The sequence below is a fragment of the Senegalimassilia faecalis genome (assembly GCF_004135645.1).
Classification (GTDB): domain Bacteria; phylum Actinomycetota; class Coriobacteriia; order Coriobacteriales; family Eggerthellaceae; genus Senegalimassilia; species Senegalimassilia faecalis.
Map to the genome: position 1 here is coordinate 712457 of NZ_SDPW01000001.1, position 25890 is coordinate 738346.

The 25890-nt window shown below is 62.7% G+C and carries 8 protein-coding genes and 1 pseudogene; 2 read left to right on the forward strand and 7 right to left on the reverse strand.

Features of this window, described 5'->3' with window-relative positions; all coding sequences use genetic code 11:
* Window positions 1-102 precede the first annotated feature (102 nt).
* Window positions 103-1341 (forward strand): MFS transporter, encoded by a 1239-nt coding sequence (locus ET524_RS03150; protein WP_129423298.1) that lies wholly within the window; start codon window positions 103-105, stop codon window positions 1339-1341.
* 189 nt (window positions 1342-1530) lie between these two features.
* Here the strand turns inward: ET524_RS03150 and ET524_RS03155 are convergent, their stop codons facing one another.
* The 4 genes and pseudogenes from ET524_RS03155 to ET524_RS12155 form a co-directional block, all read right to left on the reverse strand.
* On the reverse strand, window positions 1531-2190 hold the full coding sequence (locus ET524_RS03155) for an MBL fold metallo-hydrolase (RefSeq protein WP_129423299.1): 660 nt from the start codon (window positions 2188-2190) through the stop codon (window positions 1531-1533).
* A gap of 232 nt (window positions 2191-2422) precedes the next feature.
* Window positions 2423-4819, reverse strand: coding sequence for a RelA/SpoT family protein (locus ET524_RS03160; protein WP_129423300.1), 2397 nt, complete (start codon window positions 4817-4819; stop codon window positions 2423-2425).
* Entirely contained in the window at window positions 4803-8168 is a 3366-nt protein-coding gene (gene recJ, locus ET524_RS03165; RefSeq protein ID WP_129423301.1) for a single-stranded-DNA-specific exonuclease RecJ, read from the reverse strand. The genes ET524_RS03160 and recJ overlap by 17 nt, the downstream gene beginning before the upstream one ends.
* 154 nt (window positions 8169-8322) lie before the next feature.
* Window positions 8323-8616 (reverse strand): annotated as a pseudogene (locus ET524_RS12155) (substrate-binding domain-containing protein); the annotation flags it as partial.
* 135 nt (window positions 8617-8751) lie between these two features.
* On the opposite strand from ET524_RS12155, the gene ET524_RS03170 reads away from it, so the two are divergent.
* A complete protein-coding gene (locus ET524_RS03170; protein ID WP_129423302.1) occupies window positions 8752-9954 on the forward strand; it encodes a diphosphate--fructose-6-phosphate 1-phosphotransferase in 1203 nt (400 codons plus the stop codon).
* Window positions 9955-10240: 286 nt separating this feature from the next.
* Here the strand turns inward: ET524_RS03170 and ET524_RS03175 are convergent, their stop codons facing one another.
* The 3 genes from ET524_RS03175 to ET524_RS03185 form a co-directional block, all read right to left on the reverse strand.
* A complete protein-coding gene (locus ET524_RS03175) occupies window positions 10241-11197 on the reverse strand; it encodes a putative manganese transporter (protein ID WP_129423303.1) in 957 nt (318 codons plus the stop codon).
* A 428-nt stretch (window positions 11198-11625) separates the two neighbouring features.
* On the reverse strand, window positions 11626-12177 hold the full coding sequence (locus ET524_RS03180; protein WP_129423304.1) for a hypothetical protein: 552 nt from the start codon (window positions 12175-12177) through the stop codon (window positions 11626-11628).
* A gap of 4 nt (window positions 12178-12181) precedes the next feature.
* Entirely contained in the window at window positions 12182-25690 is a 13509-nt protein-coding gene (locus tag ET524_RS03185; RefSeq protein ID WP_161566592.1) for an MBG domain-containing protein, read from the reverse strand.
* Window positions 25691-25890: the final 200 nt, after the last annotated feature.

Below are 25890 nucleotides of genomic sequence, written 5' to 3' on the forward strand. Positions count from 1 at the left end.
CGCGGCGTTTAACGGACATGCACAAATCGGCGAAAGCCGACGCTGCTTCGCCGCCGCCAATGCTTCGGTGCGCAAAGCGTGCAGCAAGAATAAGGAGCAACCATGGGATTCGGCCTTCGCAGCCTGTCGAAACGCGAGCGCAGCTGGGTGCTATACGACGTGGGCAATTCCGCTTACGTCATGCTGTCGGCTACGTTGATTCCCATCTATTTCGCCGCCATTGCCGACCCAGGCTCTTCTGCGGTGGTGGCCTGGGGCTATGCAACCACCGTGGCCTCGCTGGTGCTGGCGCTGCTTATGCCGTTTTTAGGCAGCTTGGCCGACCTGAAGGGCAACAAGAAGAAGTTTTTGGCTGGCACCATCGGCACCGGCGCCGTGTCGCTTGCCGTTATGGGCATACCTGACGACGCGATGGTGTTTTTGGTGCTGTACGTGTTCTCGTCGGTGATGCTGAACGCGTCCATGGTGTTTTACGACGCGTTTTTGGTGGACGCCACCGAGCAGGACCGCTACGATGAGGTGTCGTCGCAGGGCTATGCGTGGGGCTACATCGGGTCGTGCATCCCGTTCATCGTGTGCCTGGTCATCGTGCTGTTCGGCAGCTCGGTGGGCATCAACCAGCTTGACGGCATTCGCATCTCGTTCGTGATCACGGCCGCGTGGTGGGTGGCGTTTTCCGTGCCCATCTGGCGCGACGTGCACCAAACGCACTTCAAGCCACGCGAGTCGCACCTGTTCCGCCGCACGCTCGCGGGCTTGGTGGGCACGTGCAAGAAGATTGCGCACGACAAGCGCCTGCTCATGTACATGCTGGCGTTCTTCTTCTACATCGACGGCGTGCACACCATCATCACCATGTCCACCAGCTACGGCACCGATCTGGGCATCGACTCCACGCAGCTGGTGCTGGCGCTTCTGCTGACGCAGTTCGTGGCGTTTCCCTCCGCCATTGCCTATGGCCGCTTGGCCGGGCGCTTCGGCACGAAGAAGCTGCTGCTGGTGGCCGTGTTCGCGTATTTCTGCATCACGCTGTTCGCGGCGTTCTTCCTGCGCTCGGCCGCTGAGTTCTGGGTGCTGGCCGTGTGCGTGGGTTTGTTCCAGGGCGGCATCCAAGCGCTGTCGCGCAGCGAGTTCGGCAAGCTTATCCCGAAGGAGCACGCGAACGAGTACTACGGCTTCTTCGACATCTTCGGCAAGTATGCCACCATCATGGGCACGCTGCTGGTAAGCGTGTTCACCCAGGTCACAGGCTCTAGTTCTTACGGCGTGCTCAGCGTAGCCGTGCTGTTCGTCATCGGCTTCGTGCTGCTGTGGAAGATGCCCGAAGGCGAAGCGGAGTAAGGAGTGGGACAAAGGGACTGTCCCTTTGTCCCACTAAATAGAAAGCGCGAAGCGCGCCACAAATTTTCGAAGGCGCGCCACCGTCAAAAAAGATGGTGGCGCGCCTTCGGCACTTCTTTGTGCGGGTTGAGCTTTCGCTCAACCCTACGAATCGTGCGTGAGCAGGGGAAACTTACTCGCTAGCCCAACCTACGCATAGAACGCGAATACTCGGCGGCGTTCGCCGGCTATGGTGGTGAGGCTGCCATGGCCGGGGAGGACTACGGTGTCGTCGGGCAGCGCGGCCAGGCGTTTGAGCGACTTGCGCATGGCCGACATGCTGCCGCCCTCGAAGTCCGTGCGGCCGATGGAACCGCAGAACAGCGTGTCGCCTGCAATAAGCACGGGCTTCGCTTCCGGATGGTCGCCGAACTGCGGGTCCAGGAACAGGCATATGCTGCCTTCCGTGTGGCCAGGCGTCATGATGACCTTCCAAGGCATGTTGCCGATTTTCAGCACGTCGCCGTGGTTCACGCGATGGTCGACCGGGCACGGCTCGAACGGACGCTCCATGCGCGACACGGGCTTTTTGCCCTCGATGGTGTCGGCGTCAATGGCCGACGCGATGACGGTGGCACCCGTGCGGCGGCGCAACTCGGCCGCGGCGCCCACGTGGTCGAAATGGCGGTGCGTCAGCACGATGGCGTCCAGTTTGCGCCCGCCAAGCGCCTCCATGATCACGTCGGGCTTGCACGACGGGTCCACCACAATGGTAGACACCCCATCCGTTACGAAGTACACGTTGTTCGCGATAGCGCCCAGCACCGCGAACGACACGTCCACGCACGTTCCCTTAACCTTATAAGCCACGTTGTTCCCCTTTCCAGAGAAGCATCAAAGCGAATGCGCCAAGCGGCCATCCGCAGAAATCCCCAGTTCAGCACACTGCCAGCAAAACCACTCCCAACAGTCACGCAAAGCATCGGCACCACGCGCGTTAATTCCCAACCCGGGCAGTACGCCAACCAATCTCGCAATCGCGCATTCCGCGAAATACGCTAGGCGCCGCGAGCCACTCTCCAATCAGCGCGCACACCCGCCGTTAGTTCGACGGCGCACCCACTTTCGGCACCATGCGGCGCGCGTCGAACACGCCTTCAAGCCCCTTGAGCTTGCTTAAGATGATGTCGATGTGCGTGATGTCGCTGACCTGGAACAAAAAGCGCATCTCCACCATACCGTCGCGATGCGACACCGTGTTCGACGACAGCACGTTCGCGCCCATGTCGGACAGCACGCCCACCACGTCGGACAGCAAGCGCAGGCGGTCGAGCGCCTCGATGTACACCTCCACCTTGAACGACGTGTTCTTCGGCAAATCGCTTTCCCAGCGCACCTTCATGATGCGCTCGGGCTGCGCCATCAGCTCCTTGGCGTTCGGGCAGTCGCGGCGATGCACCGACACGCCGCGCCCGCGCGTGACGAAGCCGATGATCTCGTCGCCCGGCACGGGGTTGCAGCAGCGCGACAGGCGCACGAGCGCGCCCTCCACGCCTTCCACCACCACGCCGTTCGAGCTTTTCGTCTGCTGCTTCTTCGGCTTGTTCACCAGCGTGAGCATTGGCGGCAGCTTACCCGTGGTCATGGCCTCGGCGGCAAGGTTCAGCGGGTCGGGCTGCTCGTCGGTTTTCTTCCCCAGCTCGGTGAGCAGGCGGTTTGCCACCGACTGCACGCTTTCCTTGCTGGTGCCGATGTTCACCAGCATGTCATCGGCGTCTTTGTAGCCCATGTGGTCGGCCACGGTGCGCAGCGCGCGCTCCGAGCGAGCGTTCGAGATGCCCAGCCCGTGCTTGCGCATCTCGCGGCCCAGCTTGTCGCGGCCGTTCAGCAAGTCGTCAGCACGGCTGACCTTGCTGAAATACGAGCGGATCTTGTTGCGCGCCGACGGCGTTTTCACGATGTTCAGCCAGTCGCGGCTGGGGCTTGCCGACTTCTGCGTAAGGATTTCCACGCGGTCGCCCAGCTGCAGCTCGTAGGCCAGCGGCACAATGGCGCCGTTGACCTTCGCGCCCACGCAGTGGTTGCCCACCTCGGTGTGGATGGCATAGGCGAAGTCCACAGGCGTGGAGCCGGCGCGTAGGCTCATGGCCTCGCCTTTCGGCGTGAACACGAACACCTCGGTAGGCGCCAGGTCCACCTTCAGGTCCTTCAGAAACTCGCGCGAATCGTGCGTTTCGTCCTGCCAGTCCACCATCTCGCGCAGCCAGGCCAGCTGCTTGTCCATGGCGTCGTTGCTGCCGCGGCCGCCCTTTTCCTTGTAGCGCCAGTGCGCCGCCACGCCGTACTCGCTTTGGCGGTGCATCTCTTCCGTGCGGATCTGCACCTCAAGCGGACGACCCGCCGGGCCGATGACCGTGGTGTGCAAGCTTTGGTACATGTTGAACTTCGGCATGGCAATGTAGTCTTTGAACCGCCCGGGCATGGGGTGCCACAGCGTGTGCACCGCGCCCAGCGCCGAGTAGCAGTCCTTCACCGATTTCACGATGATGCGCACGGCAATGAGGTCGTAGATCTCAGAGAAGCCTTTGCCCTTCTTCGCCATTTTCTGGTAGATGCTGTACAGGTGCTTGGGGCGGCCCATGATCTGCGCCTGGATGCCAACTTTGTCCATTTCGCCGCGCAGCACGGAAATGACCTGCTCAAGGTACTCTTCGCGTTCGGCGCGGCTTTCGGTGACCATGCGCGAAACCTGCTTGAACTTGTTCGGCTCCAGGTAGTAGAAGCTTAGGTCCTCAAGCTCCCACTTGATGGAGTTGATGCCCAGACGGTGCGCGATAGGCGCGTAGATTTCCAGCGTCTCGCGCGACTTGAAGATGCGGCGGTCTTCTTTCAGCGCCGCCAGAGTGCGCATGTTGTGCAGGCGGTCGGCCAGCTTGATGACGATGACGCGGATATCCTTGCTCATGGCAACGAACATCTTGCGGATGGTGGCCGCCTGCTCGTCGGTAAGCGTTTCCACCTCGATGCGCGTGATCTTCGTGACGCCGTCCACCAGCTGCGCCACATGCGGGCCGAACTCCTGCTCCACCAGCTGGCTGGTGACGTCGGTGTCCTCCACCGTGTCGTGCAGCAGCGCCGCACACAGCGTTTCCACGTCCATGCGCAAATCGGCCAGGATGATGGCCACCTCCACCGGGTGCGCGATGAACGGCTCGCCCGACTTGCGGCACGCGCCCTCATGGGCGGCGGCGGCGAACTTGAATGCCTTCGCCAGCTTGTCCTCTTCGGCGTCGGTAAGGTAGCTGCGCGTCATGTCCTGCAGCTCGGCGAAGCGCTGCTCGGGGGTTTTCTCGCCTTTCGGCAGCACTTTCGTGGCCTCGGTGGAGAATGCCTTCTCGGCCACGTGCGGGCGCCCGAGCAGGTTGTCCTCTACCGTTTGACGTGCGGTTTCGGGCGCGGCGCCCAGAAGATCACCTTGCTTGTTATTCTGCTTCGTCATGCTGAGCCCCCTTTGCTTGAGCATCGCTGGGAAGGATAGGATGCGACACGCGGCGCTGCAGGTCGGCGGCGTTGCTGCGCATGACCCAATCGCGGAACGTGTGAAAGATCTCGCGCTCGTCAAGGCCCTCGCGGTAGCGCACGCTGTCGGTGAGCTGCACCTTCGATTGCGTGTCCTTCACGTGGATGGAACGCACCAGGCCGTCGGGCCCGAACATGGCGTGCGCCTCGATAAGCCCCAGCTCGCGGAACACCGCAACGGCGCACGTGACCGACGAGGTGTTCACGGGGAATATGTCGGTGGACACGTTTTTGGCCAGCTCGGCATCGCTGGTGGTGAAGAACAGCGTGTCGCTGGCGCGCTGCATGTCGCGCAGCTTGCGGTACACCTGCGCTAGGCTGTCGTGACATGGCGTCATATCGGCTAAGATGCGCTCGTTGAGCGCGCAGTCGTTGCGGCTGAACAGCAGGTGCACGCACGCGGGCTTGCCGTCGCGGCCGGCGCGGCCCGACATCTGGTTGAACTCGATTTCGTTGAACGGCATGTGGTACAGCACCACGTGGCGGATGTTCGGGATGTCAACGCCTTCGCCGAACGCGCTGGTGGCAATGAGCACCAGCAGCGCATCGGTGCGGAACAGCTGCTCGATGCGCTTGCGCTCCGAACGCGACAGGCCGGCGTTGTAGAAGCCGATAAGCGGCGCCACCTGCGGCGCGTGCTTGCGCAGCGCGCGTGCAACGGCCACGGACTGCTCGCGCGAGTTCACGAACACCACCGTTTTCTCGCCCGTGGCTACCAGGTTTGCCAGATAGTTGTCGCGGCTGGGCACGTTGCGGCGGTCATCCAGGCGCAAGTTCGGACGGTCGGCGGAATCGAACACGCACACGTCGATGGGCAGCTCGCGGCGCACGGCAGCGGCGCACTCGTCATCGGCCGTGGCGGTAAGCGCCAGCACCGTGGGGTTGCCCAGGCGGCGCACGGCGGTGCCGATGGTGGCGTACGCGTCGCGCTGACCGGCGCGCGCCAGGCCCACGTGATGCGCCTCATCAACCACCACGAACTTCACGCGCCCGGTATAAGCGAACGAATCGGCGTGCCACGCAAGGAACTCCGGCGTGGTCAGCGCGATATCGACGCTGCCGTCGGCCAGGCCCGCGAATGCCCGCCTGCGCTCGTCCACCGTGGATTCGCCCGTAAGCGTAACCACGGTGATGCCGAAGCGCGCCAGCGCCTCGCGCAGGTGAAACGCCTGGTCAGCAATGAGCGCGCGCAGCGGATACACGAACAGGCTGGCCTCGTGGGCCGCCAGCGCGCGCAGCGTGGCGTGTACCTGGAACGTCAGCGACTTGCCACGCCCCGTGACCATGACGCCCAGCACCGAGCGGCCGGCCGCCAGGTTGTCCAGGATGTCGCGCTGCGCCTGGTGCAGCTGCCCGTCGCCGATGATGGCGCGCACGATGTGCTCCGTCAGCTGCTCGGGATCCTGCCGCGCCATGGCCTCCCACTTCACGCGGTTGACTTCAAGCTCGTTCTCGTATTCCTCGATGGCCTCGGGGTCGTGCGGCGCGTCGGCGCACAACTCCTCGTCGCGCGTGGCATACAGGTCGGACACGAAGCTGAGGTTTTCCGGGTTCAGGCACGCCTCAAGCGCGGCGCACGTGCGCGCCGGCGACAGCGATTTCAGCATGGCCTTCACGCTGCGGCGGTTCTTCCATTCGTCAATCTGCACCTCGAACGCCGCGTTGACCACGCTGTCCGTGGTCATAAGCGCCTTGATGTCGTTGCAGTGGAACATGATGCCCGCCACCGTGGTGCGGCCGTTGGAAAGCGAGCACGAGAAGTGGTTGCGCTCGGCGCCCACGGCGCGGCAGTGCAGCAGCGTGACATCGCGCGCCAGGTACACGGGCACGGAGTGCTCCTGCCCGAACGGCGCCAGCGCATCAAGTTGCGCCACGTTGCGCAGCGTCAGCTCGTCAAGGTTCACGCACGCGTCGATGGTGATAAGCGGATGAAACGCCCCCTCGGGCAGCGCGTCCATGTATTCGCACAGGCGGCGCTCGAATTCCGGCAGCTTTGCAGTGGGCAGCGTCACGCCGACGGCCGCCTCGTGGCCGCCGAAGCGAAGCAGCAGGTCAGAGCAGCTTTCCACCGCCTTGAACAAGTTGACCTGGCCAACGCTTCGCCCTGAACCGCGCGCTTCGTCGCCGTCGATGGTGAACAGCAGCGTGGGCACGCCGTACGTGTTGACCAGGCGGCTTGCCACAATGCCCTTCACGCCTTCGTGCCAGCCTTCGCCGGCCACCACCAGCGCACGCTGGCCCTTGTAAGTTTCGGCTGCCTGCGCCTTGGCGATCTCGGACAGCTCGGCCTCGATGGCGCGACGCTGGTCGTTGACGCTTTCCAGGCGTTGCGCCAGCTGGTTGGCCTCGTCGAAGCTGTCGGTGAGCAGCAGGTCAAGCGCCAGTTGCGCGTCGCCCATGCGGCCGGCGGCGTTCAGGCGCGGGATGATGGAGAAGCTTAAGTTCGTGGCAGTGACCTGCTTGGCCGTGGCGCCCGACGTTTCAAGCAACGCGGCGATGCACGGGCGCGGCGTCTCGTTGATATGGCGCAGACCGTCGGCCACCAGCGCGCGGTTCTCGTCGCGCATGGGCATAAGGTCGGCGATGGTGCCGAGCGTTGCGAAGTCGGTGAACTGGCGCCACAGGTGCGGCTTGCCGAAGCGGCCGCCCAGCGCCTGCACCATTTTCAGCGCCACGCCCACGCCGGCCAGAATGGCGCTAGGGCAGGCGGCGTCGCACTTCGGGTCGGCCACCGGCACGCCTTCGGGCACCAGGTCGGACGGCTCGTGGTGATCGGTGATGGCAACCTGGATGCCGCGCTGCTCAAGCAGACGCACCTCTTCCTTGCAGGCGATGCCGCAGTCAACCGTTACCAGGAAATCGGGGTTGACCTGGGACAGGCGTTCGATGGCCGCCGGCGTGATGGCGTAACCTTCCTCGAAGCGGCGCGGAATGAACGGCGTGACGGTGGCGCCAAGCGCACGCAAGCCGCGCGTCATGACCGTAGTGGCCGAGATGCCGTCAAGGTCGAAGTCGCCGAACACCAGGATGTGGTCGCCGCGACGGATGGCGGCCTCAAGGGCATCGGCAACGTCCGCCAAGCCGGGAATGGTATAGGGGTCGCGCCAGTCGCGGTCAAGCGACGGCGATAAGAAACGGTTCGCAGCTTCCGGGGTGTCGATGCCGCGCGACACGAGCGTGGCCGCAATGAAGTGCGGCATGTGCAGCTCGCGTTGCAGGCAGGCAACAGCCTCGGGGTCCGCTGCCTTGATGTTGAATCTGGCAGACATGATAGGTACCTACTTTATGCAGCATTCCTAATAGTTCGCTTCCCATTGTCGCACAACAGGCGCCCCGCGCCACCGGGAAGTAACGCACCTGACATGTGGAGCTGCGGATGGTCAAACGCGAAGCACATCGAGCGCACAACAAGATTGTCTCAACGTTGTAGCTGTCGGTAGCGCCATCGTACAGGTGCGCGAGCGCGATGTGTGCACGCCCGCGATACACATCCACCAGCGCGTTGTAGCTGCCTTCGTAGATGCGGTCGACGGCAAGGCCCGTGGCGCCAAGGTAGTTTGCCAGCACATCGCCGACGATATCGTTGCCCGCCAGGATGCAGGTGGCCGCTTGCTGCGCGCCGGTTGCCCCCGGCGCTGCCGTTGCCGCCGCCGCATGAGCGCCCGGCGCAGCGCCCACCTGGCCAGACGCAGCCGGTATAGCAAACTGAAGACACATTGAGCGGCCCGTTGTCTCAAGCTGCCGCGCACCATCGATGCTGCTCGTGCGAAGGCGGGGCGGCCTCGCGCAAATGGGGTTGCGGGTGTGCCATAATGGGGTTTCCTAACCTGAACTACTTTGCAGGAGCATCACATGGCCAACTGCCTTGTCGCCCAATCCGGCGGACCCACCGCCGTCATCAACGCCAGCTTGGCTGGCGTCATCCGCGCCAACCAGCTCAACCCGCTGTACGACCACGTCTTCGGCGGCCTGCACGGCATCGAAGGCACGCTCGAAGGCAACCTGTGCGACCTGACGTACCTGTCGGGCCGCGACATTGAGGTGCTGAAGCAAACGCCCTCAAGCGCGCTGGGCACGTGCCGCTACAAATTCTCCGAAGAGGCCGACTTCCAACGCCTCATCAACGTGATGGACGCCAACAACATCGACACCATGTTCTACATCGGCGGCAACGGTTCCATGTCCACCGTGTCCACCATGGCAACATGGGCGGCCGAGCACGGCGTAAGCAAGCGCTTCATCGGCATCCCGAAAACGGTGGACAACGACCTGGGCATCATGGACCACTGCCCCGGGTTCGCCAGCGCGGCGAAGGTGGCGTGCGAGATCACCCACGCCACGCGCATGGACTACGACGCCTACACGCGCCCCGAGGTGTTCGTGCTTGAAACCATGGGCCGCGACGCAGGCTGGCTTGCGGCCAGCACGTTCATGACCGGCGACGTTGACCTGCTGGTGCTGCCCGAAGTGGATTTCCGCCGCAGCATTTTCCTGGAACAGGTGCGCGCAAAGATGGAGCAGCAAGGCAGCTGCTACGTGGTCATTTCCGAAGGCGCGCGCTGGTACGACGGCACGTACCTGTCCGCGAACGGCAAAGCGGCCGATGGGCTGGGCCACGCCATGCTCGGCGGCACGGCCGGGCGTTTGAAGTCCATGATCGTGGAAGCGGGCATCGCACCGCGCTGCGTGGTGCAGGATTTGTCGCGCGTGGCGCGCTCCAGCAACTTCGCCATGAGCCTGGTTGACTTTGAAGAAGCCTATGACCTGGGAGTTTGCGCGCATATGCGCAGCTTCGACCCCACGTTTACCGGCAAGGTGGTGGGCATCTTGCGCGGCGCCACCGAAGACGGCGGCTACAACGCCGAGTTCTTCGCATGCGACGCAGCGCAGGTAGCAAACTACGTCAAGCGCTTCCCCACCGAGTGGATCCTGCCGAACTACCAGGGCATCACGCAGGAAGCCATGGACTACTTCCGCCCGCTTATCCAAGGCGAGCCGAAGCTCATCTGCGAAAACGGCATCCCCGTCACGCTGAAGCCGTTCAACCGGCGATAGCGGGTAGTGCGCGGCCGAAGCGGTTTGATACGACTTGCCAACGATCCGTACGCCGTAGGCGCCGTATGATTTCAACCGAAATTCGTAGGGTCGAGTTTTCGCTCCGCCCTACGAATTTCATTCCCTAGCGATTCCTATAAACAGGTTACTGGATACCGCTTCATGGGGAAGTTCCCAGGTCAGGAGCTTGCCTGCGTGGGGTAGGTTGCGCAGCAGCGGGTCGCCCGCCAGCGCGGTGTCGGGGTTTTTGTGCGACCATGCTAGCACGTCTGAGGATAAGCCACAGCTAGAACGTGATGCCGAAGGCGGTGATGATAAGGCCCCAGCACACGCCCGTAGCCCACAGGCCTGCCAGCACGATAAGGTTTTGGCGCACCTGGCGGTTCGTGCGGAACAGCACAAGCAGGCCCACGCCCGCCGACACCAGAAGGCCCGCCATCATGGCGCCGGCACCCAGCGCGCCATCGACGTACAGCTGCGCGATGACCACGCTGGCCGCACAGTTCGGGATAAGGCCCACCAGCGCCGAGCCGAACACCGACAGCACCGGGTTGCTGCCCAAAAACGCCCCGATGGCATCTTCGCCGACCACTTCAAGCGCACCGTCGAGCACAAGCGTGATCAGGAAGATGAACACGGTGATCTGCGCCGTATGCTTCAACGCGCTGCGCAGGATGGAGCCGTGCTCGTGATGGTGTTCGTGCTCCTCGTCGTGCTGGTAATCGTAGGCAAGCTCGGGGTTCTGCTCGCAGGCATCGCATTCGCCGTTGCAGTGGCAGTGGTCGCGCTCGCATAGCTCGTGGATACGCAGCTTCTCGCGATCTCGTCGCGCCAAGCGCACGGCGGCGTCCACCACAAAGCCCATGATCATGCCGATCATCAGCTTCACGCCCATGATCTTCAGAATGGTCATGGGGTCAACTTGCTCGGCCAGGAAAATGGGCAACATCTCGTCGGACGTGGACAGAAACGCCGCGAACAGCGTGCCCAGCGTGATGACGCGGCCCGCCCACAGCGTTGCAGCCGCCGCCGAGAAGCCGCATTGCGGCACGATGCCCACCACGGCGCCCACCACCGGGCCCGCCGCGCCGGCGCGACGCACGGCCTCTTCGGCCTTGTCGCCCGCCTTGTGCTCCAGCCATTCCATGGCCAAATACGTTACGAACAGAAAAGGGATAAGGTACAGCGTGTCCTCGATGGAGTGCTCGAGGACGTGCCCGACGAGATGCGTGATGTCTTCCATGAACCTTGCCTTGCGATCGAAAGATGCCTTTGCCCGCGCATGCGTCGCATGCGCTCCATGTATCAGGTTCCCAGTTTACAGAACGCGTCAAGCGAACATGAAGAAACCGTGAACGGTAGTTAACTTTCCCGACTTTTACCCTCTGCGGCCTGGGGTGCCTTGCGGCCCACAGCGCCGAACCATCATCGACGGATGAACAAGTTCCAGGGGGCGTTCAACCGACGCCTGCGCGAACGTGAACGGGTTCCTTGAACCCGTTCACGCGGAGCGCCCGCCCTACTGCTGGAACGCGAACGGGTTCCAGTGGGCGTTCGCCCAGCTTGCGATTTGCGACGGGCCCGGGATCTCTCCCGGGCCCGTGAGGGTGTTGTCCGATCAACCTTCGCCTGGTGTCGAGGGCGGCAAACGAAGCTGCGCAAGGCGGCTGGCTAGGCCAGCGCCTCCTTCAGCTGGTCGATGCCGTCGAACGGGGTTTCGTTGTTCCCGTTTTGGCGGTCGATCTTGATGACCGTGCCCTTCCATGTGGGGTCCTTGCGCTGGGCCGCCGAGCTTGCAGCCGCGTCGTCGGCGGGCTTGCAGCCTTCGTCATCGTGCTCCTTGAACTCGTCGGTTCGCACGACGAAACGGTAGTCGAACTTCTTGCGGTCCGGCAGGCCCTTCGAGTCGAAGCCGTACTTCAGCTGGCCGAGCATGCCGCGCATGGCCTCGACCGCGCCGGCCTCCCCGATGCTCACCATGCCGAGTTCGCTGCTGTACAGCGACTTCGGGGACACGTACAGGGTGCGGATCTGACGACGGCGACGCTCCTCGAAGCGGACGATGATCGCGGCGATGGCCACGATGCCGACCCACCACACGATCGCCAACGTCAGGTCGAGCGGGCTATCGATGCGGTTGAAGCCCAAGTGATACCACAGCACCAGCAGCAGCGCCGCAACGACGGCCGCCGCGCCCAGTACCAGATAGTTGCTTTTCCTCATGGCCCTAAGCCTCCATTCCGGCGGGCTTGGCGGCGGGAGACCCCGAGGGGTCCTTTTCGTCGCCATCGCCCAAGACATCGTTCATGTCGTTACGCAGCTTACGCTCATGGTTCTTGCGGCGAAGCGCCACCGCAAGGCCGTAGGCGGCCGTCAGGGCCATGCCGATGATCATGTACCAGTGCACCCAGCAATGATCGGCCGACGACTCCCTGCCCAACGGGTTCTCGGCGTCGTAAATCCGCTCCTCCCCGACCGGGTTATCGGCCTCGGGACTGCCCATCACCGACTCGTACGCGCCCTCAAGTGCATCGGCAACCGCATCAAGCGGGCTGGCTGCCGCAGGCGCCGGGGCCGAAGCCGACGAGCCGGGCGCGGGCGTCGTGCCATCCGGAGTCGAAGCCGGGGCGGGCGTCGTGCCGTCGCCCGGGGTCGGCGTGGGCGTAGGCGCCGGGGGCACCGGAGCCGGCGTGACCGTCAACGTGCCCAGGTGCTCGTCGATGGCGTAGTTGGCAGCAGCGACATCGCCCCACGTGATGCGGTAGGTGTTCTCCGAGCTGCCCACCTCGGTCTGGCTGCCGGTGGTGGCGGCCGTGACGCGATCATCGCCCTGCAGGCCCTCGATCGTCAGCTTGCCGTTCACAAGCTCGCTGCCGTCGTAGATCTTCGAGTCGCTGCCCGTGGCCACCGTCAGCGGCGCGGGCGTGATGCGGTACGCGCGTTCGACGCTACCGGCATAGTTGCCCTTGCCGGCAACGATCACGGTCACCTCGCCGACGTTCTTCACGTCGCCGGAGTAGGAAAGCTCGTAATCGTGGCCCTTCACCAGCGCCTTGCCGTCCTTATCGACCACCTCGGGCTCGAAGCGCTGATCGGCGCCGTTGTACACCGTGTCGGTCAGATAGCCGACCGTCACGCCGCCGAACGCGCCGACGTCATCGGGATCGACGGACTGCGCCGACACCGTCAACGTGCCGAGGCTCTCCTCGATCGTATAGTTCGCCGCCTTCGCGCCACCGTCCCAAACCAGCTCGTAGCCGTTCACGCTGGAGCCGACCTTGGTCTGGCTACCGACCACCTTGAACTCGACGGTCTCGCCGTTGACCAGGCCGTCGACCTTACCGCCGGCGGTCAGGGGCTTGCCATCGTAGACCTTGTTGGCGCTTTCGGTGGCCACCGTCAGCGGCGCAGGCACGATCTGGTACGCAACGTCGACGCTGCCGGCGTAGTCACCCTTGCCGATCACCGTCACCGTGACGGCGCCCGCGTCGGTTGCGTTCCCGGAGTACGTCAACTCGTAGTCGACGCCCTCGACCAGCACCTTATCGCCGTCCTTCACGACCGGCTTCTTCTGCTGGGCCTTGCCGCTATACACAACGTCGGCCGGAGCCTGGACGGTCATATCGGCCGCGGCGATCTGCTTGGCCGTGACGCTCAGCACGCCCTCGTCCTTGGAGATGGCGTAGTTGTCCGCGTTGAAGCCCTCGCCCTCGATGTAGGTAATCACATTCGCCACCTTGCCGTCGGAAACATGGGCGGCGCTGCCCGTGGCGCGGACGTCGGAGACCTGGCCGTCGACGAAGCCCTTATCGCCGAGCTGATTCCAGCCGGCCACATCGGGCCTGGTGAGCGCGGTGCCGTCGAACACTTTCGAGGCGCTTTCGCTCTTCAGGTCGACCGCGCGCTTGGTGATGGACAGCTGCTGCGAGCCATATACGTAGCCCCCGTAGTTGGCCGGGCTGGACGCGCGAAGCTGAACCGTCGCGGAATCGGCCACGTCAATCGCCGTGAGCGAGCCGGGGTCGGTCGTCCAGTTCTCGCCGTCAAGGCTGTACTCGATGGTCACCGCATCCTGCGTCGGGACCGTCGCGGAAGCGGCCTTCGCCGCAAGCGGCTTGCCGTCATAGACCTTGGAGACGGAGACGCCGCTCAGCGCGATATTCCCCTCCACCTTGGCCGCAGCCACTTCCAGCGACCCGATGACATCGGCGCCGTGGGTGTAGTTGCCCTCCTTCGCGGACTTGTCGAACGCGATCGCGTATGCGTTCGCGCTGAAACCCGCATCGGTCTGGCTACCGGTCACGGAAAGCGACGCCTCCTCGCCGTTGACCAGGCCGACAATCTTGCCGGGCGCCGTCAGCGCGGTGCCGTCGTAGACCTTGAAGGCCCCTTCGGTCACGACATGGTACTCGGCGGGCGCGATCTTGATGGCGCCGGCCTGCTTCTCGATATCCAGCTTGTTGGTGACGTCCTCGCCCTGGGCGTTGACGATGACCAGCTCGTCGACCGAAGCGGTCACGCCCGCCCCGTCGGTCGCGTCGGTCGCCGTGGCGTTGGAGCGCGCAGCCTTCACCGAATAGCCCTCGGGCAGGCCGGACACGGTCACATCGACGCCGTGGGCCTGGCCGTCATAGACGCCGGAATAGCTGCCGGGCGTCGCGACCACGCGGCCGGCGAACTCGGCGATGGTCAGCTTACCGATGGATTCGGAAACCGTGTAGTTCGCCTGCTTGGCGGTGGCGCCCACCGCCGCCCAGTCGATGGCGTAGGAGTTGTCGCTCGTGCCCACCTCGGTCTGGGAGCCGGTGGTCTCGAAGGGCGCGGACTCGCCGTTGACGAAGCCGGAGACGGAGCCGGCGGCGGTCAGGGGCTCGCCGTTGTAGACCCTGGAGGCGCTTTCGGTGGCCACCGTCAGCGGCGCGGGCGCGATGCGGTACGTGCGCTCGACGCTGCCGGCGTAGTTGCCCTGGCCGGTGACGGTCACCGTGATGACGCCCGTCACGTTGGTGAAGTCATCGGTGCCGTAGGACACCGTGTAGTCGGCGCCCTCCATCAGGACCTTCTCCCCGTCCTTCACCTCGGGAGTCCACTTGTGCTCCTTGCCGTCGTAGACCAAGTCGCTCGGGCTGGAAACCATCATGTCGGCGGAGGAGGCGATATCCTTCGCGACGACGGACAGCTCGCCCTCGCTCTTCTCGATGGCGAAGTTGCTTGCCTTGAAGCCGTCCTTCCAGGTGTAGGCGATGGTGTTGGGAACCTTGCCCTCGGCCACCGTCATGACCTTGCCGACCGCCTTCAGGTCATCGACCTGGCTACGGAACAGGGCATCGGCGCCCTGGACCGCCACCGCGTCATCGGACTGGTACGCGCCGTTGTACACGAACTCGCGCGTGTTGGACGCAAGCTTCACGGAAGCGGGCGTGATCTGGTACTCCCTTGAAACGGATCCGGTGTAGTCGCCGATGCCCGCAATGGTCACCTTGATGGCGCCCGTGACGTTGACGAAATCATCGGTGCTGTAGGTCACCGCGTAATCGCGACCCTCGACGAGTGAGTTGCCGTCCTTGCCGGTGACCACGGGAATCCACTTATGCTCGCGCGCGTCGTAGACGACGTCGCTCGGAGCGCTGACCTTCACCCCGGCATATGCGCCCGGGGTCGGGTCGTCCGGGTTGATGGACTGCGCGCTCACCGTCAGCGTGCCGTACCTATAGGCTATGTCGTAGTTCTCCACCTTCGTGCTACCGTTGCCGGGCTTTGCGGCGAAGGTGTTCTTGCTGGAGCCCACGGAGGTCTGGAAGCCGAAGAAGTCGTAGCCGAACTCCTCGCCGGAGGCAAGCGAGCCGTCTTCCACGCTGACCTTGCGTTCGGTGAGCGCGGTGCCGTCGTAGACCTTGGAGGCGTCGCCGGAGGCAAGCGTCACCGGGCGCTTGGTCACCACAAGCGAGGCCTTGCCGGTTGCCACGTTGCCGAACTGGTCGGTGACGTCCTGGCCGGCGGCGTTCGTGATGATATAGGAATCGACCTCAGCCGTAACGTACCCGGCATCGGTGATGGAGCCCTTGGTCTTAGTCGAAAGGGAGAAGCCTGCAGGCACGCCGATCACGTTGACCCCGGCGCTTTCGAGGGCCGTGCCGTCGTAGACCTTAGTGCCGCCTTGCGGGATCACCACGATGCCGGCCATGCTCTTGGTGACCTCGAGCGTTCCGAGATTCTCCTCGACCGTGTAGTTCTCCCCCTTCGCGTTGTCGTCCCACACCAGCTCGTAGCCGTTTTCGCTCGTGCCGACGGTGGTCTGGCTGCCGGTGGTCTTGAAGGTGGCGGCCTCGCCGTTCACGAAGCCGGACGCCTTGCCCTCGGCCGTCAGCGCCTGGCCGTCGTAGGGCTTGGAGGCGTTCGGGGTGGCCACCGTCAGCTTCGCCGGCTCAACCTTGATGGTGCCGTCGACGAACTTGACATTCAGCTTGGAGGTGACATCCTCGCCCTGGGCGTTCCTGATGACCAGCACGTCGGCCGTGGCCGCCACCTCGCCGTCGGAGACGTTCGTCGCCGTCGCGCTGGACGCGGCGGCCTCGAGCGTGTAGCCCTCGGGCAGGGCGCCGACCGCCACGGTCGCGCCATGGGCTGCGCCGTCGTAGGTGAACGTGCCACCCGTGGTGGTCACGACCACCTCGTCGGCAGACTCGGTGACGGTCAGCTTGCCGACGGTCTCGGAGACCGTGTAGTTCGCCTGCTTGGCGGTGGCGTCTGCCGCCACCCAGTCGATGGCGTAGGAGTTGTCGCTCGTGCCCACCTCGGTCTGGGAGCCGGTGGTCTCGAAGGGCGCGGACTCGCCGTTGACGAAGCCGGAGACGGAGCCGGCGGCGGTCAGGGGCTTGCCGTTGTAGACCCCGGAGGCGCTCGGCGTGGTAACCGTCAGCGGCGCGGGCGCGATGAGATACGTCACGTCGACGCTACCGGCATAGTTGCCCTTGCCGGTCACGGTCACGGTCACCGTACCCGCATCGGTCGTGTTCCCGGAGTACGTCAGCTCGTAGTCGACGCCTTCTGCCAGCACCTTTTCGCCGTCCTTCACGATCGGCTTCTGCTGCTGAGCCTTGCCGTTGTAGGTCACATCGGGCAGGGTGTCGACCGTCATCTGGGCGATGCCCTTCGGCGTGACGGTCAGCGTGCCGTTGTTCTGCGCGACGATGGAGTAGTTGCCTTCCTTGGCGGTATCCCACGTGATGCCCGACACCGTGTTGGCAGAAGACCCGACCTCGGTCTGGGAACCCTGGGTTTGGGCGGTCGCGGTCTCGTCGCCGACAAGGCCCTCGATCGTCGCGCCCGCGGTCAAGGCTTCGCCGTCATAGACCTTGGAAGCGCTGTCCGCATTCACGGTCAGCGGAGCCTTCGTGATCTCGTACGCCTTCACGCACGTACCCGTGTAGCTGCCCGTGCCGGCGATCGTCACGTTGACGACCTTCACGTTCACGAAGTCATCGGTGTCGTAGGTCACCGTGTAATCGCGGCCCTCGACGAGCTTGTTACCGTCCTTGTCGGTGACCACGGGAGCCCACTTGTGATCCGCGCCATCGTAGACATGGTCGTTCGGCTCGCTGATCGCGACGCCCTTATAGGAATCCGGGTTCTGCGGATCGGGCGCGATGGACTGAGCCGTCACCGTAAGGGTGCCGACATGCTCGCCGATGATGTTGTAGTTGTTCTCCGCACCGGCCTTGAGCTGGTAGGAGATCGCATTATCGGAGGAGCCGACCTCAGTCTGCGAGCCCACCGCGTGCACCTGGCCATCGCCGGCAAGGTCGGTCCAGATGAAGCCCGTGTCAGGACGATTCGGGCCCATGTCGACCCAGTCCTTCGCAAGGGGCGTACCGTCGTATACCTTGGACGCGCTGGCAGACGTCAGCTCGACATCGCGTTTCTGGATGGTAAGGGTCTGCTCCGCATACTTATAGCCGCTGTAGTTCGCAGCGGAAGCGCGAACCTCGACGGTCAGGACGCCGGCGTTGATTGCCGCGATCGCGGAAGCGTTGCTGTGCCACTCGGTATCGGCGCCGCCCATGACGCGATACTCAAGGTTCACGTTGGTTCCCTTAACGGAAGCCGAAGCCGCCGCGGCGCCCGTCTCATGCGAGGACGCATCATATATATAGGTAGCGTTGTTCGGAGTGATGGTGATGCCATCCTCAGCCGCAAGCGCCGTGATGCTCAGCTTGCCCTCGTCCTTGGAAATGTCGTAGTTGTCCGCCTTGAAACCGGCGCCGGCATCGTACACAATCGAGTTGACGACCTCGCCCTCGGCAACGGTGGTCACGGAACCCGTAGCGCGAACATTGGAAACCTGGCCTTCCACGAAGCCGGTGCTTTCCTGCTGCTGCCAGCCGGAAACCTCGGGCTTGGTGAGCGCGGTGCCGTCGTAGGGCTTAGAGTCGCTCTGGGATACTAGCTTAACAGGGCGCTTGGTGATCTGGTACGTGCGCTCAACCTTGCCGGTATAGTTGCCGTTACCGGTGATGGTCACCGTGATCTTGCCGGCGACGTTGGTGCGGTCGGCGGTGCTGTATTCGACGGTGTAATCCGTGCCGGGCTGAAGCGTGCGCTCCCCATCCTTGACCACGGGCGCCCACGTCTGATCCTGGCCGTTGTAGACAACGTCCGCAGGCGAATCAACGGTCATCGTGTTGTCCGGGTTCTCGGGATTCGGAACGATGGACTTCGGCGTGATGGTCAGCGCGCCATCCGTTACGACAAACGTGACCTTCGAGAAGTTGTTGCTGGTGTTCGAGAACTGCTTGGAAGCAAGGTTCATGTGGTAGGTGCCGACATCCGTTCCCTTAGCGACGGCCGTTCCGCTGAAGGTGAAGTCGCTTTCCTTGTATAGCGGGTTAGACGTCTCGAAATCGTAGCCCTCGACGGACTGCTCGGAACCGTTGTACTCGACGATCTTGTTATGGCCGGTGATGGTCGCGACCACCTCGGAATCGCTGGCGGTCACCACGAGCTTGCCGAACTCAGTCGTCACCCAGTAGTCGCTGGCATTCGTGCCTTCGTTGAAGGTGTACTCGAAGGTGTTATCGCTTTCGCCTGCATCGGTCTGGGAGCCGGTGACCTTGATGGTCACACCTTCGCCGTCGACGAAGCCGGTCCCCTCACCCTTCGTTTCAAGCGTCACGCTATCGTTGGTGAGCGGTTCGCCGTCGTATTTCTTATTGCCGCCGCCGGAAGTCAACTTGACCGGACGGCTGGTAATGGCGATCCACTCCCCGTTTTCCGCGTACTGGCCAGCAGCGTAGTTTGCGCTCGTTGCGCGCAGCATCACCGGCTGGCCGCCGAAATGGGTCAGCGTGATAGTCGACGGGTCGTCCGTCCACTGTTCACCGTCGGTGCTGTACTCCACCTTGAGCGCATTGCCAAACTTATCGGTGGCTTTTGCGACATACGCGGAAAGCGGCGTGCCATCGTAGACCTTCTGCACATCATGCACGTCCCAGACAACCTTGTCAGTATCAAGCTCGCCGCCCGTAATCTTAAGCGAACCATCAACGACCACGAACTCAACGTTGGTGAAGTTGCCGCTGATGCTAGAGAACTGCCCAGAAGTCAGGTTCATGCCGTAGGTACCGGCATTCGTTCCCTTGGCAACGGCTTCGCCCTGGAACTTGACGTTGGCTTCGAGGTAACGGCCATCGCTCGCAACGAAGGAGTAGCCAGTCACGCTCTGCTCGGAGCCAGTGTAAGACAGTGTTGCGCTGTTGCCCGTGATGGTGACGGTGACCTTGTCGGTAACCGGCGTCACCTCAAGGGTGCCTTCTTCCTTAGTAATAGTGTAGTTGTCGAAATTGGTGTTCGAGTTGGGCTCATACGTGAAGGTGTTGGCCACCTTACCAGCGTCGGTAATGGTGCCCGTCACGCTATAGACAGCGCCCTGGCCCGCAACGAAGCCATCGCCGCCGACGGTGACGCCATCGTTGGTCAGCGCCTCGCCGGTGTACTCCCGGCTATCGCTTGCCGAGGTCAGCGTGACGGAGCGCTTCGCGATCCCCAACTTGCCCGGAACCAGCGTTACGGCGAACTGGCTCGACACATCGTTGCCGCTAGCATCCTTCACCACCGGCGTGCCGCTGATGGTGTTCGCATATTCGCCGGCGTTAACGGCCTTCGGGTCCGAGGTTTTCAGTCCCTCGACCGTGTACTTCTGGCCTCCCACCGTGAACTCGGATGCTTTCAGGCCCGTCGCCGCGTGCTCGGCGCCGTCGTACGTGTTGTCGGTAGAAGAGTTCGCCTCGACCGTGACCTGGTACTGCGCCTGACGATTGGTAACCGTCAGCTGACCGGGGGTCACCGTGATCTCATAGTTGTCTGCCTTGGTGTTGTCCTTCAGCGTGTAGCTGAACGAGTTGGGGCTTCCGCCCACAAGTGTCTGAGAGCCGGTGAAGGTGTAAGAGGCGCCTTCGCCCTCGGCCCAGCCGGACTCCTTCGCAAGCGGGGTCTGCTCCTCGCCGTCGTTTTTGTTGGTCAGGGCCGTGCCGTCGTACTCCTTCGTAAGGTTAGCGGACTGAAGCATCACCGGTGCCTTGGAGACAGTGACGGAACCGTTCACGATCTTGAAGCTCACGTTGGGGAAGTTGACCGCATCGGCATTCGCGAACTTGCCCTGCAGATCCATGACGGTCGTGCCGGCATCGGTGCGCGACACGCTATCTGCGCCGGAGAAAGCAGCCTTGGCGCTGGTGTACAGCGCATTGGAAGACGCAAAGGTATAACCGGTAGCCGTCAAAGGCTTCCCATTGTAGGTGCCCTCGGCATGGTTGCCCGTAATGGTCACCACAACCTCATCGGACACCGGGTTCACCTTCAGGACGCCTTCGACTTTGGTCACGTTGTAGTTGCGGTAAGCGCCCTCGCCCTCGGCCTCTTTCGCCAGCTCGTTGCCCGCAGCATCCACCAGCTTGTACGTGAACGCGTTGGCACTGCTGCCGGCATCAGTCTGAGAACCAGTGACATCTGCGACGAGTTTGTCCCCGGTAGCCAGGCTGCCGTTCGTAACGCTGACGTTTTGGTCTTCAAGCGGTTCGCCGTCATAGGTTTTCTCGGACGGCGTGGCGGAAGCCAGCGTTACGGCACGCTTCGCGATGACGAGCGAGCCGTCGACGATTTCGAACTTCACGTTGGTGAAGTTAGCGCTGTTGTTTTTGAAGTCCTCGGGCGTGAGGCTCATCTCATACGTGCCGGCATCGGTGCCCTTGGCAACCTGATCGTCGGCGGAGCCTACGAAATCGATATCCGTGGCGGCGTAATTGTTGTTCGAGATGTTGGCAAAGGAGTAGCCCGCAACCCGCTGCTCGGAACCGTTGTATTCCCTGGTGTCGGAGTTCTCGGCGATGGTGACAACCACCTCATCGGCAACCGGCGTCACCTCAAGCTTGCCGGGCGTATACGCGATGTTGTAGTTGGAGGTCTTGGTGCCGCCCTTGAACACGACGCTATCCCGCACCACGTTGCTTGCGGTTTCACCGACGTTGGTGATGGAGCCGTCGACCCTGGCGGACGCGATGCCGTCCTCGCCCACGAAGCCATCGGCCGTGAACTCGTGCTCCGCTTCGGCGGCGGTCAGCGCGGAGCCGTTGTAAGCCCTGGTCGCGGAGCCGGCAGTCACGGTTACCTCGGCAGGCTTGATGGTCAGCGTGCCCGGGGCGACGCTGATGGAGAACTCCTCCGTCACGTCGTTGCCGGTCGGGTCGGTCACCCTGTAGCCGTCTTCGCCGCTGGTGACGATATTGGAGTAGGTGCCAGCATCCGTGCCCGAAACGTTCGCGTGGTAATTGGAAACGGTGTACTCAACGCCATCGAAGGTCCACGTATCCTGCTCCACGCCGGACACCGTGTGCTCTTTGCCGTCATAGCTTGGGGCGGTATCGCTCTTGCCCGTCAGCGTGATGGCGTACTTCTTGTCGTCCGAACGATGCTTCACCGTCAGCGTTCCCGGCTTTACGGTAACGCTGTAGTTATTCCCGTTCGTCCCCTCTTGGAACTTCCAACTGTTGTTCTTGATGGTGCTTTCGGAAGTGCCGCACTGGGTCTGCGAGCCCTCCACGGTAACGTCGGAGATGCCCTGGCCGTCAACGAAGCCGTCAGCGATGAACTTCGGGTTAGCCTGATCGGTGGTCAGCGCGCTGCCGTCGTATTCCTTCTCCGCGGACCCAGCCGTGATCGTCACCGGACGCTTGCCGATGGTGAGCTTGCCGTCCTCGGTCGTGATCTTGAACTGGTCGGTCACGTCGTTGCCCTTAGCGTCTTTCACAACCGGGATGCCCACGACCTTATTCGTATAGGTACCCGCATCGGTTCCGGACACGCTAGCGCTCAGGCCTTCGATAGTGAAGGTCGCATTCTTGTCGTTGGTATAGGTATCGCCCGTCACGCCAGACACCGTGTGCTCTTCGCCGTCGTAGGTAGCCTCGCCCGAGCAAGCGGTAACCGTAATCGCGTACTTGTCCTTGTCGGCACGCGCGTTGACCACCAGCTTGCCAAACACAAGCTGCACGTCGTAGTTGTTTAGGTTGGTGCTGGAAGTGTAGGCGGGCTCGAACTTGTTCTCATACGTACCCGGCAGGATATTGTCCTCGTCATACCAGGTGAGTTTATCTTTAGCCAAGACGCCATCTTCGCCCACGAAGCCGTCGCCGCCCACGGTCTTGCCGATATCGGTGCGACACTGCAGCGTTTCGCCATCGTAGTTCTTATGACCGTCTTCGGATGTCAGGATAACGGTGCGCTTGCCAATGGTAAGCATACCATCGCGCTCAACCCGGAACTTCACGTTGACGTAGTTCTTGGCGGCATCACCCTTAAGCGAGAACTGCGTTTCGGCGAGGCCCATCTTGTACTCGCCGGCATCAGTGCCCTTTGCTTCCGCCTTACCGGTAAAGCTGATATCGCCTTCGCCCACACCAGCAGGCAAGCCGGAAACGTCGTAGCCCGAGACAACCTGCTCTTCACCGCTGTACTTCTCGCCGCCGTTGTGGCCGGAAATCGTAATGGTAACCTCGTCGGTAACGGGGCTGATGTGCAGGTTGCCGGGCGTCGTCTGGGTCACGACATACTTATCATCGGAGCTAACCTTGCCAACGGTGCCATCCGCGAACGTATACGGATAGTCTCCGGCGTTCGTGCCCTTGCCGCCCTCGAGCGTCACGCCGTCAAAGCTGGTGCTCACGCCCGCGGGAAGGTTCGTCGCGTAGCCTTCGATGCTCTGCTCGGAGCCGTTATAGGTTTTGGAATCGGAGTTCGCCGTCAGCGAAACGTTCTGGCGGTAGTAGAACTTCACCACGTTCTTGGACTCGTCGGCGCCGAGCTTGAGGTCCTTGACGTTATCGCTAACCGGCGTGTAACCGGCAATCGCCTTGGGCTCAATCCCGGTGACCTGGTCGCCCACATGGCCCGGATACTTCTCGCTTGAAAGCGGTTCGTCCGAACCCGTCCAGTAGCACTCGACGCTATAGTTCACCGGATTTGCGGTGTAGTAGAAGTCGATGGAGGAATCGGTGCCCACCACGCCGGATTTCGTCTCGCCGGAAACAGGCTCATAGCCTTCAACGGAAATGGGGCTCTGCACAACCGTCTGACCCTTCATGTAACCGGAAAGGGTCTTGGACGGCGCAACCTGGGTTGTGGTCCCCTCAAGATAATAGTTGACCTGAATGGACTGGTCGCAAGCCACATACTTGCCGTAGTAGTTCACGTTCTCGCTCGCGCGCATGGGGAACGACACCGCCTGCGTGCAAGCCTGATCGGAGTACCATCCCATGAACTTGTATTTCACACCGTTGACGGTCTTCTCACCAGCGGGGGTTTTGGAGGGGGCGGCAACCTGCGCAATGCCCTTTTCCAGCTTGTACGTAGCAGCATCGTACTGAGCGAAGCCTGACGCACCGGCATCCTGCAGATAGAACACCGCGTTGATCGCCTTGCTGCACTTCACCACCACCTTGCAATCAAGGTGGTACCCACAACCGACATTCCTATTATTCGAGATCTTATACGGATAGAGAGCGATCTCCTCCACGTCATCTTCCGTGATCTGAGTGCCCTGCTCCTTGGAGAGCGTGTCCTTCCATGCCCGAAAAACGGCGTTCCAGTACTGGCTATATGCGCCGTTCCTATCGAGCACCCAGCTTGAACCCGTGCTTCCATCAGGCCATTGCGTCACGCGATTCGCCACGTTGTCGTAACTGTTCTTACCATCCGGAAGGTTCAAACCGCCAAGATTGACCTTGACCCCTAAAGCATGACGTCCGCCGGAGGGAAACCAGGAGGCAGTGCCGTTGCTGTCCGGGTTGGCGGTAGGACTATTCTGGAAGAACAGGAAGCAATCCGTCGCCGAGGCCTCCGATTTCGTAACCGACACCTCGTGGGTGGCAGTGAGCACCTTGCCCTCCGCGACCGTGGTGGCCGTGATGGTGACCTTGCCCACCTTGACACCGACCACCTTACCGGCGGCATCGATGGTGGCGACCGAGGGGTCGCTCGACGTCCACGTGACGTCCGTGTCGGAGTCCGTGGTCAGCGTGATGTTCTTGAACTGCTCGACCGTATTTTTGCCGGAAATGGACAGCGACGTCGCCGCCGGCTTCTTCATCACATGGATGGTGAAGGTTTCGGTATGCCAGCCCGGGGAATAGTACCCGCGCTCCACTGTCGCGTCGCCGACCTTAAGGCCCTTTGTGGTTCGCGACCCACTGCCGGATTCGGACAGCTTGATGTTATCGGAGCCGCTGGTCACCTTCCAGCTCTCTCCCCACCACGCGCTTCCCTCGCCTTCAAGGTTAACGCTTTCGCCAACGTAGACCCACTTCTCAAAGTCCGTGTTGTCGGGCTTCTTGGTGGAATCGGCTAGCGTAATCTCATCGCCCTGGGCGACGGAGGTGGGGCCGGAGATTGCGCCTGCGCCGGGGACGGAGACCTGCGCCTTGTCGGCGGCCTCGTCCTCGATGGAGACGGCGGCATCCTTGCCGGATTCGTTGGAAACGGCCTCGGTCTCAAGCGTCACGGTCGCGTCGGCGGCGATATCAGCGGCGGAAACGGTATAAACGCCCTGGTCATCGGGGGAGATAGGGTTCTCCTTGCCGGAAACCTCGAGCACCGCCTTCGTGAGGCTATAGCCGTTATCGGGGGATACCGTGAACTTGAAGTCATCGTTCACCGGCACGGTGACCTTATGCGCAGGCGCGGAGACGACCTGATTCATATACGTGATGGAGGCGTTGCCCAGCACCAGCTCGACATCGGCCGTGTCGGCGTCCTCCTTCGCGCTTTCGACCTGCTGCGTTGCGGCAGGCTGCGCAGGTTCGGAAGCGCTCGGGGCGGCCTGCTGCTGCGACGCCGTAGAAGCAGGCTGCTCGCTTGCCGCAGGCGCTGCGGGGCTTGTCGCCGTACCGGCGGCCTTGTCGGCCGCACTCGTGGCCGCGGCGGACGAGGCGCCTTCCACCTGCGCCGCCGCATCGTCGGCCGCGGCGCCATCGCCGGCATACACCTGCGACGGCGAGACCGCCGGCCAGCCGAATCCCATCAAGACGACGGACAGCGCCACGGACAGCGCCTTGTGGCCCAGCGAGTACCGCTGCGTCACGCTCTCTACCGTCAGCTCGTTGCTCTTTGCCTTCATATCGTTCACCTCATCAAGCGCTTCCATCAGAAACGTTCGCAGTTGAAATACCGTTTCAACCCGCTTTGCCACCGCACCCACGACCCTTCGAAAGGCGCGATCGACCCAGTACGGGCTATTGTGGGCAATTATATAACGATTCCCCCTCATCTGTACCTCCTCTACCACTTGTTTTCCGCATTCAAATCAATTTTTTTCACAAACGAAACCCCAGTTCAGCAAGTGATTCTGTCCGCATCTTCAATCCACCTGCAACAAACGACGCTCCTTTT